Source organism: Marinobacterium iners DSM 11526 (assembly GCF_900107855.1).
Taxonomy (GTDB): Bacteria; Pseudomonadota; Gammaproteobacteria; order Pseudomonadales; family Balneatricaceae; genus Marinobacterium; species Marinobacterium iners.
Map to the genome: position 1 here is coordinate 167,493 of NZ_FNRJ01000005.1, position 15,203 is coordinate 182,695.

13 protein-coding genes are annotated in these 15,203 nt (G+C 56.1%); 7 read left to right on the forward strand and 6 right to left on the reverse strand.

From position 1 onward, the window contains the following. Positions 1-4: 4 nt before the first annotated feature. Positions 5-3,907: a phosphoribosylformylglycinamidine synthase gene (purL, locus tag BLV48_RS07855; protein ID WP_091825559.1), complete on the forward strand. Its 3,903-nt coding sequence runs from the start codon at positions 5-7 to the stop codon at positions 3,905-3,907. 132 nt (positions 3,908-4,039) lie between these two features. Here the strand turns inward: purL and BLV48_RS07860 are convergent, their stop codons facing one another. The 3 genes from BLV48_RS07860 to BLV48_RS07870 form a co-directional block, all read right to left on the reverse strand. After that, the gene (locus BLV48_RS07860; protein ID WP_091825562.1) at positions 4,040-4,636 is read right to left on the reverse strand and encodes an OmpA family protein; all 597 of its coding nucleotides are present in this window, start codon (positions 4,634-4,636) and stop codon (positions 4,040-4,042) included. Positions 4,637-4,790: 154 nt separating this feature from the next. Continuing rightward, positions 4,791-5,090 (reverse strand): YciI family protein, encoded by a 300-nt coding sequence (locus BLV48_RS07865; RefSeq protein ID WP_091825563.1) that lies wholly within the window; start codon positions 5,088-5,090, stop codon positions 4,791-4,793. Next, on the reverse strand, positions 5,090-5,644 hold the full coding sequence (locus tag BLV48_RS07870) for a septation protein A (RefSeq protein WP_091825566.1): 555 nt from the start codon (positions 5,642-5,644) through the stop codon (positions 5,090-5,092). The genes BLV48_RS07865 and BLV48_RS07870 overlap by 1 nt, the downstream gene beginning before the upstream one ends. Before the next feature lie 56 nt (positions 5,645-5,700). On the opposite strand from BLV48_RS07870, the gene BLV48_RS07875 reads away from it, so the two are divergent. From BLV48_RS07875 to rluB, 4 genes are all read left to right on the forward strand, one after another. Continuing rightward, positions 5,701-6,564, forward strand: coding sequence for a PHP domain-containing protein (locus tag BLV48_RS07875; RefSeq protein ID WP_242530132.1), 864 nt, complete (start codon positions 5,701-5,703; stop codon positions 6,562-6,564). A gap of 35 nt (positions 6,565-6,599) precedes the next feature. Further along, on the forward strand, positions 6,600-7,220 hold the full coding sequence (locus BLV48_RS07880) for an L-threonylcarbamoyladenylate synthase (protein WP_091825573.1): 621 nt from the start codon (positions 6,600-6,602) through the stop codon (positions 7,218-7,220). Positions 7,221-7,307: 87 nt separating this feature from the next. Then, a complete protein-coding gene (locus BLV48_RS07885) occupies positions 7,308-7,706 on the forward strand; it encodes an H-NS histone family protein (RefSeq protein WP_091825576.1) in 399 nt (132 codons plus the stop codon). 117 nt (positions 7,707-7,823) lie between these two features. Further along, positions 7,824-8,750 carry a 23S rRNA pseudouridine(2605) synthase RluB gene (gene rluB, locus BLV48_RS07890; RefSeq protein ID WP_091825579.1) on the forward strand — a complete coding sequence of 309 codons (927 nt, stop codon included), beginning with the start codon at positions 7,824-7,826 and terminating at the stop codon, positions 8,748-8,750. 9 nt (positions 8,751-8,759) lie between these two features. On the opposite strand, the gene BLV48_RS07895 is transcribed toward rluB, so the two are convergent. Genes BLV48_RS07895 through ubiG form a run of 3 tightly spaced genes read right to left on the reverse strand, consistent with a single transcriptional unit; the run spans position 8,760 to position 10,949 of the window. Then, positions 8,760-9,515 carry a YciK family oxidoreductase gene (locus BLV48_RS07895; protein WP_091825582.1) on the reverse strand — a complete coding sequence of 252 codons (756 nt, stop codon included), beginning with the start codon at positions 9,513-9,515 and terminating at the stop codon, positions 8,760-8,762. Positions 9,516-9,525: 10 nt separating this feature from the next. Continuing rightward, on the reverse strand, positions 9,526-10,230 hold the full coding sequence (locus tag BLV48_RS07900) for an HAD family hydrolase (RefSeq protein ID WP_091825585.1): 705 nt from the start codon (positions 10,228-10,230) through the stop codon (positions 9,526-9,528). Beyond that, positions 10,230-10,949 carry a bifunctional 2-polyprenyl-6-hydroxyphenol methylase/3-demethylubiquinol 3-O-methyltransferase UbiG gene (gene ubiG / locus BLV48_RS07905; RefSeq protein ID WP_091825587.1) on the reverse strand — a complete coding sequence of 240 codons (720 nt, stop codon included), beginning with the start codon at positions 10,947-10,949 and terminating at the stop codon, positions 10,230-10,232. The genes BLV48_RS07900 and ubiG overlap by 1 nt, the downstream gene beginning before the upstream one ends. A 112-nt stretch (positions 10,950-11,061) precedes the next feature. On the opposite strand from ubiG, the gene BLV48_RS07910 reads away from it, so the two are divergent. Then, entirely contained in the window at positions 11,062-12,429 is a 1,368-nt protein-coding gene (locus BLV48_RS07910) for an HDOD domain-containing protein (RefSeq protein ID WP_091825589.1), read from the forward strand. A gap of 117 nt (positions 12,430-12,546) precedes the next feature. Beyond that, positions 12,547-15,180: a DNA gyrase subunit A gene (gene gyrA, locus BLV48_RS07915; RefSeq protein ID WP_091825592.1), complete on the forward strand. Its 2,634-nt coding sequence runs from the start codon at positions 12,547-12,549 to the stop codon at positions 15,178-15,180. Positions 15,181-15,203: the final 23 nt, after the last annotated feature.

The window sequence follows — 15,203 nt, forward strand, 5'->3', positions numbered from 1 at the left end:
CAACATGCTCGTACTGCGTGGAGCTCCCGCTCTTTCGTCTTTTCGTCATGCCAAACTGCTTTCCTCGATCCGGTCGCAGGTTTCGTCCGTTACAGGTCTATACGCAGAATACACTCATTTTGCAGATCTGCAGCGTGATCTGGAGGAACAGGAGTCTCAGGTTCTAGATCGTATCCTGCGTTATGGTCCCAAGGCCAGTGCGGAAGAACCGGTCGGAGAACTCTTCCTGGTTGTTCCGCGTCCCGGCACTATCTCGCCCTGGTCCAGCAAGGCCACGGATATTGCCCGTAATTGTGGTCTGAATGCAATCGAGCGCCTTGAGCGCGGCGTCGCCTACCATGTGCGCAGCGAACAGCCGTTGACTGCTGAGCAGCGCGGTCACATCGCCGAGCTGCTGCATGATCGCATGGTCGAAGCGGTGATGACTGACCTGGATCAGGCGCAGTCCCTGTTCCGCCACGAACAGCCACGAACCATGACTCAGGTCGACATTCTCGGCGGTGGTCGTGATGCCCTGGCCAAAGCGAACGTAGAGCTGGGTCTGGCGCTGGCAGACGATGAGATCGATTATCTGGTTGAAAGCTTTAACGGTCTGGGGCGCAACCCCAACGATGTAGAGCTGATGATGTTCGCCCAGGCGAACTCCGAGCACTGCCGTCACAAAATCTTCAATGCCAGCTGGGATATTGATGGCGTGCGTCAGGAGCATTCCCTGTTCGCCATGATCCGCAACACCTATAACCTGGGTGGCGAAAACGTCCTGTCTGCCTACAAGGATAACGCGTCCGTAATCGTGGGCAGCAAGGCGGGTCGTTTCTTCCCGCATCCGGCCACCGGCCAGTATGGCTACAACCCGGAAGCGATCCATATTCTGATGAAGGTGGAAACCCACAACCACCCGACCGCCATCGCGCCGTTTTCCGGTGCCGCGACCGGCTCTGGCGGTGAGATTCGTGATGAAGGTGCTACCGGCCGTGGCTCCAAGCCGAAGGCGGGCCTGACCGGTTTCACGGTATCCGATCTGAACATCCCAGGCTTCGAGCAGCCCTGGGAATCCGGCTATGGCAAGCCGGAGCGCATCGCGTCTGCGCTGGATATCATGATCGAAGGCCCCATCGGCGGTGCCGCGTTCAACAACGAATTCGGTCGTCCCAACCTGACCGGTTACTTCCGTACCTTCGAACAGCAGGTGCCGGGTGCCAACGGTGATGAAGTGCGCGGCTACCACAAGCCGATCATGATCGCCGGTGGTCTGGGTAACATCCGTGAAGACCATGTGGAGAAGGGCGAAATCACCGTTGGTGCCAAGCTGATCTGCCTGGGTGGCCCGGCGATGCTGATCGGCCTCGGTGGCGGTGCGGCATCTTCCATGTCCTCCGGCAGTTCCTCTGCCGATCTGGATTTCGCCTCCGTGCAACGCGGCAACCCGGAGATCGAGCGTCGCTGTCAGGAAGTAATCGATCGCTGCTGGCAGTTGGGTGACGACAACCCGATCGCCTTTATCCATGACGTGGGTGCCGGTGGTCTGTCCAATGCCTTCCCCGAGCTGGTGAAGGATGGTGGCCGTGGCGGCAACTTTGAACTGCGCAACGTCAACAATGACGAACCGGGCATGTCGCCGCTGGAGATCTGGTGTAACGAAGCTCAGGAGCGTTATGTTCTGGCCGTTAAGCCTGAAGATCTGGCCCGCTTTGAGGCGATCTGCGAGCGAGAGCGCTGCCCGTTTGCGGTGGTCGGTGAAGCGACAGAAGAGCATCACCTGACCCTGGGTGATACCCACTTCGACAATAAGCCGGTCGACCTGCCGATGAGCGTACTGTTCGGCAAGCCGCCGAAGATGCACCGCTCAATCGAGCGCAAGGCCTACGAAGTACCCGAGTTCGATACCCGTAAGATCGAGCTGGCCGATGCGGTTGAGCGTGTGCTTAAGCTGCCGGCAGTTGCTTCGAAAAGCTTCCTGATTACCATCGGTGACCGCTCCATCACCGGCACCGTTGCACGTGATCAGATGGTCGGACCCTGGCAGGTGCCGGTAGCAGATTGTGCCGTGACCACCGCGTCCTACGACACCTATGCCGGTGAAGCCATGGCGATGGGCGAGCGTACCCCGCTGGCGCTGATCGACTCGCCAGCCTCTGGCCGCATGGCGGTCGGTGAGACCATCACCAACCTGGCCGCGGCTCGTATCGGTCAGCTGTCCGACGTCAAACTGTCCGCCAACTGGATGTGTGCCGCCGGTCACCCGGGTGAAGACGAAAAACTGTACGACACCGTCAAGGCGGTAGGCATGGAGCTGTGTCCGGAGCTGGGCATCACCATTCCGGTGGGCAAGGACTCCATGTCCATGCGTACCGTTTGGAATGACAACGGCGAGCAGAAGAGCGTGACTGCACCGATGTCGCTGATCATCTCCGGCTTTGCACCGGTGCTGGATGCGCGCAAGACACTGACGCCGCAGCTGCGCACCGACAAGGGTGAAACCGACCTGATCCTGCTGGATCTGGGCAATAGTCAGAACCGCATGGGTCTGTCGGCACTGGCGCAGGTCTACAACGAAGTCGGTAACAGTGTGCCCGATGTGGATGACGCCGAGCTGCTGGCCAACTTCTTCACCGCCATTCAGGAGCTTAACGAGCAGGGCCTGCTGCTGGCCTACCACGATCGCGCCGATGGCGGTCTGCTGGCCACTGTTGCCGAGATGGGCTTTGCCGGTCGTACCGGTGTGGATCTGAACCTGGATCTGCTGGCCGAAGACACCTCCGAGCTGGCCGCCGCCCTGTTCAACGAAGAGCTGGGTGCGGTAATTCAGATCCGTCGCGACGATATGGAAACCGTGCTGAACGAACTGAACGCGGCAGGCCTGGGTGATGTGGCCAAGGTGATCGGTACGCTGAATCCGGATCTGCAGCTGAACTGCTTCTTCGATGACGAAGAGGTCTACAGTGCCGATCTGATTCAGCTGCAACGCTGGTGGAGCGAAACCTCCTTCCGTATTCAGGCGCTGCGTGACAACTCCGAATGTGCACAGCAGGAGTTTGATCGTCTGCTGGATCGTGAAGATCCGGGCCTGAATGTAAGCCTGAGCTTTGACCAGAACGAAGACGTGGCGGCCGATCTGATCGCCTCCGGGGTGCGTCCGAAGGTTGCGATCCTGCGTGAGCAGGGCGTCAACGGTCAGGTCGAGATGGCGGCAGCCTTTGACCGTGCCGGCTTCGATGCCATCGATGTGCACATGAGCGATATTCTGTCCGGCCGCATTACGCTGGATCAGTTCCGTGGTCTGGTCGCCTGTGGCGGCTTCTCCTACGGTGACGTTCTGGGTGCAGGTGAGGGCTGGGCCAAGTCCATTCTGTTCAACCCGGTGGCACGTGAGCAGTTCACCGCCTTCTTCGAGCGTGAAGATACCTTTGCGCTGGGCGTGTGCAATGGCTGTCAGATGCTGTCCAACCTGCATGAACTGATTCCGGGTGCCGATCTCTGGCCGCATTTCGTGCGTAACCAGTCGGAGCAGTTCGAAGCCCGTGTAGCGATGGTGGAAGTACAGGACAGCCCGTCCATCTTCCTGCAGGGCATGGCCGGCTCCCGCATGCCGATCGCGATTGCTCACGGTGAAGGTCGTGCCGAGTTTGAAGACGATGCGCAGCTGCGCATGCTGAATGAATCCGGTACAGTCTCTCTGCGCTTTGTGGATAACCGTGGTGATGCCACCACTGTGTACCCGGCTAACCCGAACGGTTCGCCTCTGGGTATCACCGGTCTGACTACGCCGGATGGCCGCGTCACCATCATGATGCCGCACCCTGAGCGTGTCTTCCGTGGTGTGCAGAACTCCTGGGCGCCGGATGACTGGTCCGAGGATGGTGCCTGGATGCGCATGTTCCGCAATGCGCGTGTCTGGGTCGGTTGATCGGGTAATGGCTTGAATTTAGAAACGGCAGCTTCGGCTGCCGTTTTTGTTGGTGTTGGATAAACGCTGGCAGATAGCATCCAACAAAAAAGCCGGCACAAAGGCCGGCTTTTTATTAGAGCAGAAGGGTTCTTATTGCTGAGCGCGCTTCTGACCCATGATTTCAACGTCTACACGACGATCCGGACGCAGGCATGCGATCAGTTCTGCGCCACGACCGGTGCAGTTTGCAACCGGAGCGGACTCGCCCATGTACCCGATAGTCATTTTGCTGGAGTCAACACCGGCCTGACCCAGTTTGGCGGCAACGGCTTCAGCACGACGCTTGGACAGCTGTTCGTTATAGGCAGCTGAACCGATGAAGTCAGCGTAACCTACCAGTTTCACGCTCTGGAGGCTGGCCAGTGAACCGATGTAGTTAACGATGTTGCTTACATCACCAACCTGAGTGCTGTCGAAGTCGAAGTACAGAGCGAACTTCTTCTCAACATCAGCCATGGTGGCAACCGGAGCGGCTTCAGGGGCAGCCGGCTCAGCTTTGGCAACAGCGCCATCACAGCCTTCTACTGCCTGATCCTGAGTCCAGAAACCGGTGTGCCAGCATTCGCCGAAGCTGGTGCGCCAGATGGTATCATCAGAGTTTACGGCATAACCCGGAACCTGAGCCTGTACCGCAGCTGAGGTACCCAGTGCCATCGCCAGTCCAGCAGCAATTGCAATTTTCTTCATCATCATATCCTTGTGTGCCAGGTGGATGTTTTTTAATTGTGTACAAGTATAGAACATTCAATCAGGTTTTTCCTTAACGGCACCCATACAGGCAACTTGAGTCCGTTAAGCAGCCGTAACCTGAATCCGGTATGCAGCTAACAACTATATTAGCTTAGGGTAGAACTTTTTTATATGGTTTTACAGTCACCTTTTGATAGACGCCTGCCTTGCAGTAAGGGTCGTCATCGGCCCACTGGCGGGCGGCTTCAAGCGATGCAAATTCTGCAATGACGAGGCTTCCAGTGAATCCGGCAGGCCCTGGGTCTTGACTGTCAATGGCGGGGTGGGGGCCTGCAGCCAGCAGACGCCCTTCACCTTTGAGTTGTTCCAGCCGTGCAAGGTGCTCAGGCCGTGCGGCCATGCGGGCTTCAAGTGAATTTTCAATATCTTCTGCAATGATAGCGTAATACATCAGCTTTCTCCGCTGTTCTCTTCCTGTTCGGGCATGTGCCTGGATATATAAATGCCCTGGCTAATGACAAAAACGAGGGTACAACCGAGCATGCCGAACAGCTTAAAATTGACCCAGGCTTCCTCGCTCAGGGTGTAGACCACCGCCAGGTTGGCTATTCCCATAATAATGAAGAAGCCTATCCAGCCAATATTAAGATTGCTCCAGACTTTGGATGGCAGTTCGATGCTACTCTCCATCAGGCGCTGTACGATGGGTTTCTTGCCGATAAACTGACTTAGCAGGAAGGCTGCTGCAAAAAGCCAGTTAACAACAGTAGGCTTCCATTGAATGAATGCCTTGTTGTCCAGCAACACAGTGGCGCCGCCGAGAATCACAACCAGACCAAGGGTGACCAGTTGCATTTTCTCGATCCGATGAGTCTTGAGCCAGGTGTATGCCATCTGGGCCAGCGTGGCCGGAATTAGCACAGCGGTGGCCAAAATGATGTCACCACTGAATTTATATACCGCAAAGAATATAATGACAGGAAGAAAGTCGAGTAATAGTTTCATCGGGCCGCTAATATGGTTGGTGAAAGGTTCATTTCAACAGAGGTAAACAGCTTATCGTGACTGAGTCCACAAAAGTGGCACGCCTGCCAGGGTTTGACCTCCACATGCATAGTACCGCATCTGATGGCGCACTGTCCCCGTCAGAGCTGGTTGCAAGGGCGGTGGATGCAGCGGTCGAGTATATGGCATTGACTGACCACGATACGCTGGCAGGGCTTGCGGAGGCGCAGCAGGCGGCCAACGATGCCGGCTTGACGTTGATACCTGGTGTGGAACTTACCTGCCTGTGGAATCGACGTGTGCTGCATCTGCTGGGCTTGGGGATTGATCCTGACTACCCGGGTTGGAAAGACTATGAAGCCCGGCTGGCAGAGTTGCGTGTTACCAGAGCTGATAAAATCGCACGCAAGCTGGTTGCTCGTGGTGTGCCGGATAACATTATTGAACTTGCCAGAGCACAGGCAGGGGATGGTCAAATCGGCAGGCCTCATTTTGCGCGTGCATTGCTGGCGGCAGGCGTTGTAAGCAGTGAAAATGAGGCGTTTGATCGTTACCTTGGGCAGGGCAAGCCCGGTGATGTGAAGGCGGAATGGCCGGATATCGTTGAGTCGATTGATATTATCCGCAAAAGCGGCGGCTTTTCCATTCTGGCCCATCCAACAAAGTACAGTTTAACCTTTTCAAGGCTGAGGTTGCTGATTGCTGAGCTTGCCAAGTCTGGAATTGATGGTATTGAGATTGGTTGTCCCAATGTTAGCCGAGACCAGGTAGGTCTGTTGTTGAGAATAGCGGATACACTTGACCTTAAAATTTCGTCCGGCAGTGATTTTCACAATCCGGACATGACCTGGACGCGACTTGGCCGTTTCCCTGCCGTCGAAAGCGACAGGCATCTTATTTATGACTTTATCAGGCGCTGAAGCAGTTCAGTGCTGATTCGACAGGAGGCTTGAAAATGAGCCAGTTTTTTCAGATACACCCGGAAAACCCCCAGGCACGCCTGATTCAACAGGCGGTAGAGATTATTCGTTCAGGCGGGGTTGTCATCTACCCCACTGATTGTGCCTATGCGCTGGGTTGCCATTTGGGAGATAAAAAGGCGGTTGATCGTATCAAGCGTATTCGGCAGTTGGATGATAAGCATAATTTTACCCTGGTATGCGACGATCTTTCCTCTATAGGTACCTATGCCAAAGTGGATAATCAGACCTTTCGTCTCTTGAAGGCGCATACCCCTGGGGCGTATACATTTATCCTGCCTGCCACTACAGAAGTGCCACGCAGGTTGCTGCATCCGAAGCGTCGCACGATCGGTATTCGTGTACCGAATAATCCGATCGTTGCAGCGCTCTTATCCCAGCTTGGCGAGCCCATTATGAGTACCTCCCTGATTATGCCGGGTGAGGAGTTGCCAATGACGGATCCATACGAAATGCGAGACCTGCTTCAAAATCAGGTTGATCTGATCATTGATGGTGGATATTGCGGTATGGAAGCAACCAGTGTGATTAATATGGTCGATGAAGTGCCGGTTGTCGTGCGTGAAGGGGCTGCTGATACTTCACATTTTAAATAGGATTTTTTGCTGTCAGTATTGAAAAAAAAAGTTTTGTAGCGATAATTAAGCACATTCACCTGTTCAATTAATTTATGGCGGCAAAATATGACTGATTTTAACAAGATTCTGACTCGCAAAAATTCTCTGCGTAAGCACTGCCAGGAGATGACACTGGCCGAAATCGACAAGGTTATTACTGACCTCAACGATATTCGTTTGGAGCTTGAAGAGGCTAAGCTGCGTGAAGAGCAGGAGCAGCAGGCCAAAAAGCATCAGGTAGAAGAAATCCAGCGTTTGATGCGCGAAGCCGGTATTGGGCTGGAAGAGCTGAAGCAGAATGTTGAGCCGGTTGCACGTAAAAAAGCGGTCAAGGCCAAATACGTTATTAAGGATAGCGAAGGTAATGAGCACGCTTGGTCTGGTCGTGGCCGTACACCGGTTGCCTTCCGTGAATATATGGACGCGAATAATCTGACCAAGGAGCAGTTGCCCACCGTTGATTGATCGGGCATCATGCATGTGGCGATAGCCTCTTCGGGGAAACCCGAAGAGGCTTTTTTGGTTTTTCGCCGATTTATATCAACAGGGCAGTCGTCAGGTGCCCCGAAAAGAGACGTCAAAATGTCAGATGAAAAATTGCAAAAGGTTTTGGCGCGCTCCGGTTTTGGCTCACGTCGTGAGATGGAGCGTTGGATAGAAGAAGGTCGTATTGTCCTGAATGATCAGCCAGCCAAGCTGGGCGACAGGGTCAGCGCTGCTGACAAAATCGTTCTGGATGGCAAGCCGGTCACGCTGACCTTTGCCTCGATGGCAGAGCGTCGTGTTCTGATTTACAACAAGCCGCTGGGTGAAGTGTGTACGCGGCATGACCCTGAAGGGCGGACGACGGTTTTCGATAATCTGCCTCCCCTCAAACAGGGGCGTTGGGTTGCCATTGGCAGACTCGATATCAATACCACGGGGCTGCTGATTTTTACCACTGACGGCGAGTTGGCCAACCGTATGATGCATCCCTCCATGCAGATCGACCGCGAGTATGCGGTCAGGGTGCTTGGGAATGTGGACGATGACATGCTGGAGCGATTGAAGCAGGGTGTTTTGCTGGATGACGGCATGGCCAAATTCACTGATGTGCGTTACTTCGACGGTGAAGGCGCCAATAAGTGGTATCACTGTGTTGTGATGGAAGGGCGTAACCGTGAAGTGCGTCGTTTGTGGGAATCGCAGGGGCTGCAGGTTAACCGGCTCAAGCGGGTGCGCTTTGGTCCTGTATTCCTGCCCAGCGATATCAAGGTAGGCACCTGGCGTGAACTGCCGCCCAAAGAGGTTGAGTTGCTGGCGCGTGAGCTGGAGCTGGATACCGCTCGTACCCATCGCCCGACACCAAATGAGGCAGAAAAGGAGCAGCGCCTGTACAAGCGCCAGAAAGTGCGTCAGGCAGTCATCAAAGGGCAGCCTGCTGCGGTGGAAGAGAAGCGTCGCAGTGGCAAAACCAAGGCCCGCTCGGTGGGTAAGCGAAACACCGGTAATCGCGGGCGTCGGGTCTGAGTTCTGGGGTCAGGCGGATTCCTGACCCTGAGCGTCCATGGAGCGGCCATTGACCCCTTTGCTGTCCGGCCCCATCAGGTAAAGGTACAGCGGCATGATTTCAGCCGGGGTGGGGTTGGTTTCGGGTGGCTCGGCGGGGTAGGCGTAGCTGCGCATCTGGGTGCGGGTCGCGCCCGGATTGATGGCGTTGATCCGAATGGCCGGGTCGTTATCCAGCTCGTCTGCCAGTACCTGCATCATCCCTTCGGTCGCAAACTTTGACACCGCATAGGCCCCCCAGTAGGCGCGGCCTGTGCGCCCTACGCCTGACGATGTAAAGATCACGGATGCATCGCTGGACTTGTGCAGCAATGGTAAAAGCGCCTGAGTCAGCAGGAAGGGGGCGTGTACATTAACGCGCATGACCTTTTCCCAGGTAACCGGATCATAGTTTTCGATCGGGGTGCGCATGCCGAGAATGCCGGCATTGTGCAGTACCCCGTCCAGGTGGCCGAACTCATCATACAGCTGGTTGCTCAGCTCGATATAATCATGCTCGACCGCAGTGTCCAGATTCATGGGTACGATGGCGGGCTGGGGCAGACCGGCGCTCTCGATTTCGTCATACAGTGATTCAAGCTTTTCCAGGGTGCGGCCAAGCAGTACCACGGTGGCGCCGTGTCTGGCGTAGTGCCAGGCAGCGGCACGGCCAATCCCATCGCCGGCGCCGGTAACCAGAATGATCCGGTCCTTGAGCAGCTCGGCCGGTGCATCGTAGTGAAACATCCTTAGCTCCTTAAACTCCCGGTTTTTCCGGGAGTATGTTTTCAGCCTGTAACAATAATGAGTTTAGCAGCGGCTGCAGCTCTGATGGCTGATGTGAAATATAGTGACTGTTCCAGTCTTCGGCCTGTTCTCCGGCGTTTAGGTAGCCCCAGGCTGCTGCGACGGTGATCATGCCTGCGGCGTGACCTGCTTCGATGTCCCGTATGTGATCACCCACGTAGATGCACCTGGCCGGGTCGACCTCCAGCTGTTGGCAGGCCAGCCAGAGGCCTTCTGGGTTGGGTTTGCTGGCGTTGACATCTTCCGGGCAGACAAGGCTGGCACAGCGTTCGGTCAGGTTGAGGCTGTCAAGCAAGGTGAGGGTGAAACGCTGTGGTTTGTTGGTGACGATGCCCCAGCGAATCCCTCTTTCTTCCAGCCAGCTCAGCAGAGGCTCTATCTCGTCAAACAGCCTGCTGTCTTGGCAGGTATCAGTGCCATAGTAATCGAGCAGTTGCTGGTGCAGCGCAGGAAAAGCATCCGCGTCCTGCTCCAGCTTGAACGCATGCATCACCATGGCACGGGCGCCGTTGGAAACCTGGGTACGCAACTCACTGAATTCAATTGGCTCGCGCCCGGCTTCGTTTAGCATGCGGTTGATAATGCGGTGGAAGTCGCGAGCGCTGTCGAGCAGGGTGCCGTCCAGGTCAAACAGCACGGCATCAATGGTTGCCATTATTCCAGGCTCCGACTGCAGGCCAGCATGTAGTTGACGCCAACATCGTTCGGGTCAAGGCGGTACACCTTGGTCAATGGGTTGTAAACCAGACCGCTCATTTCCCCCACATTAAGACTGGCGCCTCGTACCCAGCCACCCAGCTCGGCCGGGCGAATGAATTTGTTGAAGTCATGGGTGCCATCAGGGACCAGTTTAAGCATGCGCTCGGCACCCAGAATGGCAAACAGGTAGCTTTTGGGGTTGCGGTTCAGAGTGGAGAAGAACACCTGCCCACCGGGTTTGACCAGGCGGGCGCAGGCGCGTACCACAGACTCGGGGTCAGGGACGTGTTCCAGCATTTCCATGCAGGTGACCAGGTCAAAGCCGCCGGGCATCTCATCGGCCAGGTCCTCTACCGTGATGCGACGGTAGCTGACGCGGGCACCGCTCTCCAATCCATGCAGTTTGGCAACCTTGAGCGGGGCCTCGCCCATGTCGATACCGGTGACCTCGGCGCCACGGTGTGCCATTGCCTCGGACAGTATGCCGCCGCCACAACCTACATCCAGAACGGTCTTGCCAGCCAGGGAGCCGATTCGATCGATAAAGTCCACCCGCAGAGGGTTGATGTCGTGCAGAGGCTTAAACTCGCTGTTGCGATCCCACCAACGGCTGGCCAGCTCCTCGAATTTGGCAATCTCGGCCGGATCAATATTCGGCGTACGCTCGTCACTCATCAGTTTTGCCCTTGCGTCCAGAATCAGATATGCCGCATTCTAGCACTATGGTTTGAGGGTCGGAAATTCACCTCTTTCAATACATCAGGGAATACACGCCGGGAGTAAAAGGATGATCGGTTTCTGGAAACGCAATGATACGGGTGCGGAAGACAAGCCTCGGGCGTCAGGGGTGCGGAAACAACCGCCGCTGCTGACGGGGCGGGCGCAACTCTCCGAGACTGCCGTGGTAGAGCTGCTCAATCGGGCGAGTGTTGTTCGTTTTGCTGCCGGTGATGACCTGCTGGCAGTGCAGTCGGAGCTGGCCAGTAGTTATATTTTGCTTCAGTCGGGTACTGTTCGCGTGGCGCCTGCCGCAACCGAAGAGGCGATCAGTCTGGAAGTGACTACGGCACTGAACCTTATAGGTGCTGAAGGATCAGGCCTGCCTCGCTTCAGCGTGCAGGCCCAGAGTGATGGGCAGTTGTTGCTGTTGAGTGATGCTGCGTTCAGTCAGCTGCAGGAATCCACTCAGTTGGTGCTGTTGCAAATGGCACAGCACTCGGCCGCAGAGCGATTTCTGCAGTTGCTGGATCATTATCGTCGGGCGCAGCAGCGTTATGAACGGCTGTCTTCGGTGCTGTTTACTTCCGCCGCCGATGCGGCTGAAGCCTTTGCAGGTTCAGAGCCGGTACAACAAATCATTGCCCGTATACCGAGATTGCCGGTTTCCAGTGTGGAGCTGCTTAATCGGCTGCTCGATGAAAAAACAACACACTCCCAGATTGCAGAGCTGGTGCGTCAGGATCCCTCCCTCACGGCGACCCTGCTGAAAGCGATCAATTCATCACGCTATAATTTTGACCAGAAAATTACCGATCTGAGCCATGCGGTGAGTCTGCTGGGCTTTGAAGGTGTGTATCAGATCATCATGGCCGAAAGCATGCGCAAAAGCCTGCCGGATACGGACCGTTTTCGTGTCAGCTATCATCGTGCGCTCTTGCTCTCCTATCTTGTGTTTGCCCTTGCGCAGGCCAGTGGTCGAGCGCGGCCCGCCGAAATGGCCACCATCGCGCTGCTGCATGACGTGGGCCGTATCGTAATCGAACTGTTGCAGCGCCAAAACCCGGCCTTCAAAGCGATGATTGGTCAGATACATCCCGGTGTGGTGGGGGCTGAGCTGCTTAAGGCCTGGCAGCTGCCTGAGCCGGTCTGGAGCAGTATCGCCTTGCAGCACTACCCTGATTTTGTTCAGCCGCGCCGACTGCCAGCCGAGATGCAGGATCGGGTTGCGTTGTTACACCTTTCAGCCTGGTTGCTGGACTGGCGAGAGCAGGGGGGGAGTGTCGATGAGCCCCTGTTTTTGCAGGAGTATCTGGCGCACGTGGGCTGGGAGGGGGCTACGGCAGAGCAGGTCTGGGAGCGTAAGGTCAAGCCTTTGCTTCGTCAGCGCCGAAGTGCCCTGCCCAAGGCGCTGCAGCAGATGCTTGATGATGCTTGATCCCTGTCAGGGAGTCGGCCGGTTAGCGTGAAATCCGCTCAGCTGTGGTATACTCCCGCGGTTTGAAAGCGCGCCATCAGGGTGTGCCCAGGTACCGGATCAAGGAAAGCTGAGCGAATGGGTGATTTAGCCAAAGAAGTTCTGCCAGTCAACATCGAAGATGAGCTGAAACAGTCCTATCTCGATTATGCCATGAGCGTCATCGTCGGGCGTGCTCTGCCGGATGTGCGTGACGGCCTTAAACCGGTTCATCGGCGTGTACTCTTCGCCATGAACGAACTGAACAATGACTGGAACAAGCCTTACAAAAAGTCTGCCCGTGTGGTGGGTGATGTAATCGGTAAGTACCACCCTCATGGTGACAGTGCGGTATACGACACTATCGTGCGTATGGCGCAGAACTTCTCCATGCGTTACATGCTGGTAGATGGTCAGGGCAACTTTGGTTCAGTCGATGGCGACTCGGCTGCGGCCATGCGTTATACCGAAATCCGAATGGCCAAGATCTCCCACGAGCTGTTGGCCGATCTGGAAAAGGAAACCGTTGATTTCGTCGACAATTATGACGGTACGGAGCGTATCCCGGCCGTGCTGCCGACGCGGGTTCCCAATTTGCTGGTGAACGGCTCGTCCGGTATTGCTGTGGGTATGGCGACCAATATCCCGCCGCATAACCTGGGCGAAATCGTCAAGGGCTGCCTGGAGTTGATCAATAACCCGGATATCAGTATCGATGAGCTGATGGAGTTCATTCCGGGGCCTGATTTCCCCACCGGTGGCATTATCAATGGTCGAGCCGGCATCCTGCAGGCCTATCGTACCGGTCGTGGCCGCATCTATGTGCGTGCGCGCCACCATATCGAAGACCATCCCAAAAATGGCCGGCCGATGCTGGTGATCACCGAGATCCCGTATCAGCTGAACAAGGCGCGTCTGATCGAGAAGATTGCCGAGCTGGTCAAAGAGAAGAAAATAGAGGGAATCAGCGAACTGCGTGACGAATCCGACAAGGATGGCATGCGCATCGTGATCGAGCTTCGCCGTGGCGAAGTGCCCGAAGTGATCATCAACAACCTGTTTGCCCAGACCCAGCTGCAAAGCGTATTCGGGATCAACATGGTGGCGCTGGTTGATGGTCAGCCGAAGATTCTGGATCTTAAAACAATTCTTCAATGCTTCGTGCGCCACCGCCGTGAAGTGGTGACCCGCCGTACCATCTTTGAACTGCGCAAGGCACGCGAGCGTGGGCATGTACTGGAAGGCCTGGCGATTGCGCTGGCCAATATCGATCCGGTCATCGAACTGATCAAGCAGTCTCCTTCGCCTGCCGAAGCGAAAGAACGTCTGATCGCAACCGCTTGGGTGCCGGGTAATGTGACCGACATGCTGGAACGTGCAGGTGAAACCGCTTGCCGGCCTGAAGATCTGGAGCCCCAGTATGGCATGCTCGACGGTCGTTATTACCTGTCACCGGTTCAGGCCCAGGCAATCCTCGACCTGCGTTTGCACCGCCTGACCGGCCTTGAGCACGAGAAGCTGATCGCTGAATACCGTGAGCTGCTGGATAAGATCGCCGAGTTGCTGCATATCCTGGGCTCTTATGAGCGCCTGATGGAAGTGATCCGCGAAGAGCTGGAAACGCTGGTGGCAGAGTATGCCGATGAGCGCCGTACCGAGATTCAGGCCTCCATGCAGGATCTGACCGTGGCGGATCTGATCACCGAAGAGGATATGGTGGTGACGATCTCTCATGCCGGCTACGCCAAAACTCAGCCTCTGACCGATTATCAGGCTCAGCGCCGTGGTGGCAAGGGCAAATCAGCGACGGCAATGAAAGATGAAGACTTCATTGAGCACCTGCTGATTGCCAATACCCATGACACCATTCTCTGTTTCACCAACATGGGCAAGGTGTACTGGCTTAAGGTTTACGAAATTCCTCCGGCCAGTCGTGCCTCCCGTGGTCGTCCGGTGGTCAACATTCTGCCACTGGCCGAAAACGAGTGGATCAGCACCATTCTGCCTGTGCAGGCGTTTGATCCTGACCGATTCATTTTCATGGCAACTGCCAACGGTACCGTGAAAAAGACACCGCTGGATGCCTTCTCGCGTCCGCGCAGTACCGGTTTGATTGCACTGGATATTGTGGAAGGTGACCGCCTGATCGGCGCATCCCTGACCAGTGGTCAGGATGATGTCATGCTGGTGACCAGTGCCGGCAAGGCGATCCGTTTCAACGAGAATGATGTTCGCGCCATGGGCCGCACGGCACGCGGTGTTCGCGGTGTGCGCATGGATGACGATGTACAGGTCATCGCCCTGATGGTGCCGCAGGCAGGAGGCGAAGTGCTGACCGCCTCCGAGCACGGCTACGGCAAGAAGACCCGTGTGGACGAGTTCCCGCTGCGCGGTCGTGGTGGTCAGGGTGTGATCGCCATGCAGTGTACCGAGCGAAATGGCCAGCTGGCCGGTGCGGTACAGGTGTTCGAAGGCGACGATGTGATGCTGATCAGCAACCGCGGTACCCTGGTACGGACGCGCAGCAGTGAAATCTCAAGTCTGGGCCGCAACACCCAGGGCGTGATGCTGATCCGCCTGGCTGAAGAAGAGGCGCTGGTGGGGATTGCGCGTATTGAAGAGCCTGACGAAGAGGATCTTGAAACGGCAGAAGACAGTGCCGAAGTACGCACCGAGGTGCCGGAAGAGGCTGCCGATGATGCTCAGGCTGATGATACTGGCAGTGATGCCTGATTCCCTTTATCTAACTGGAATTC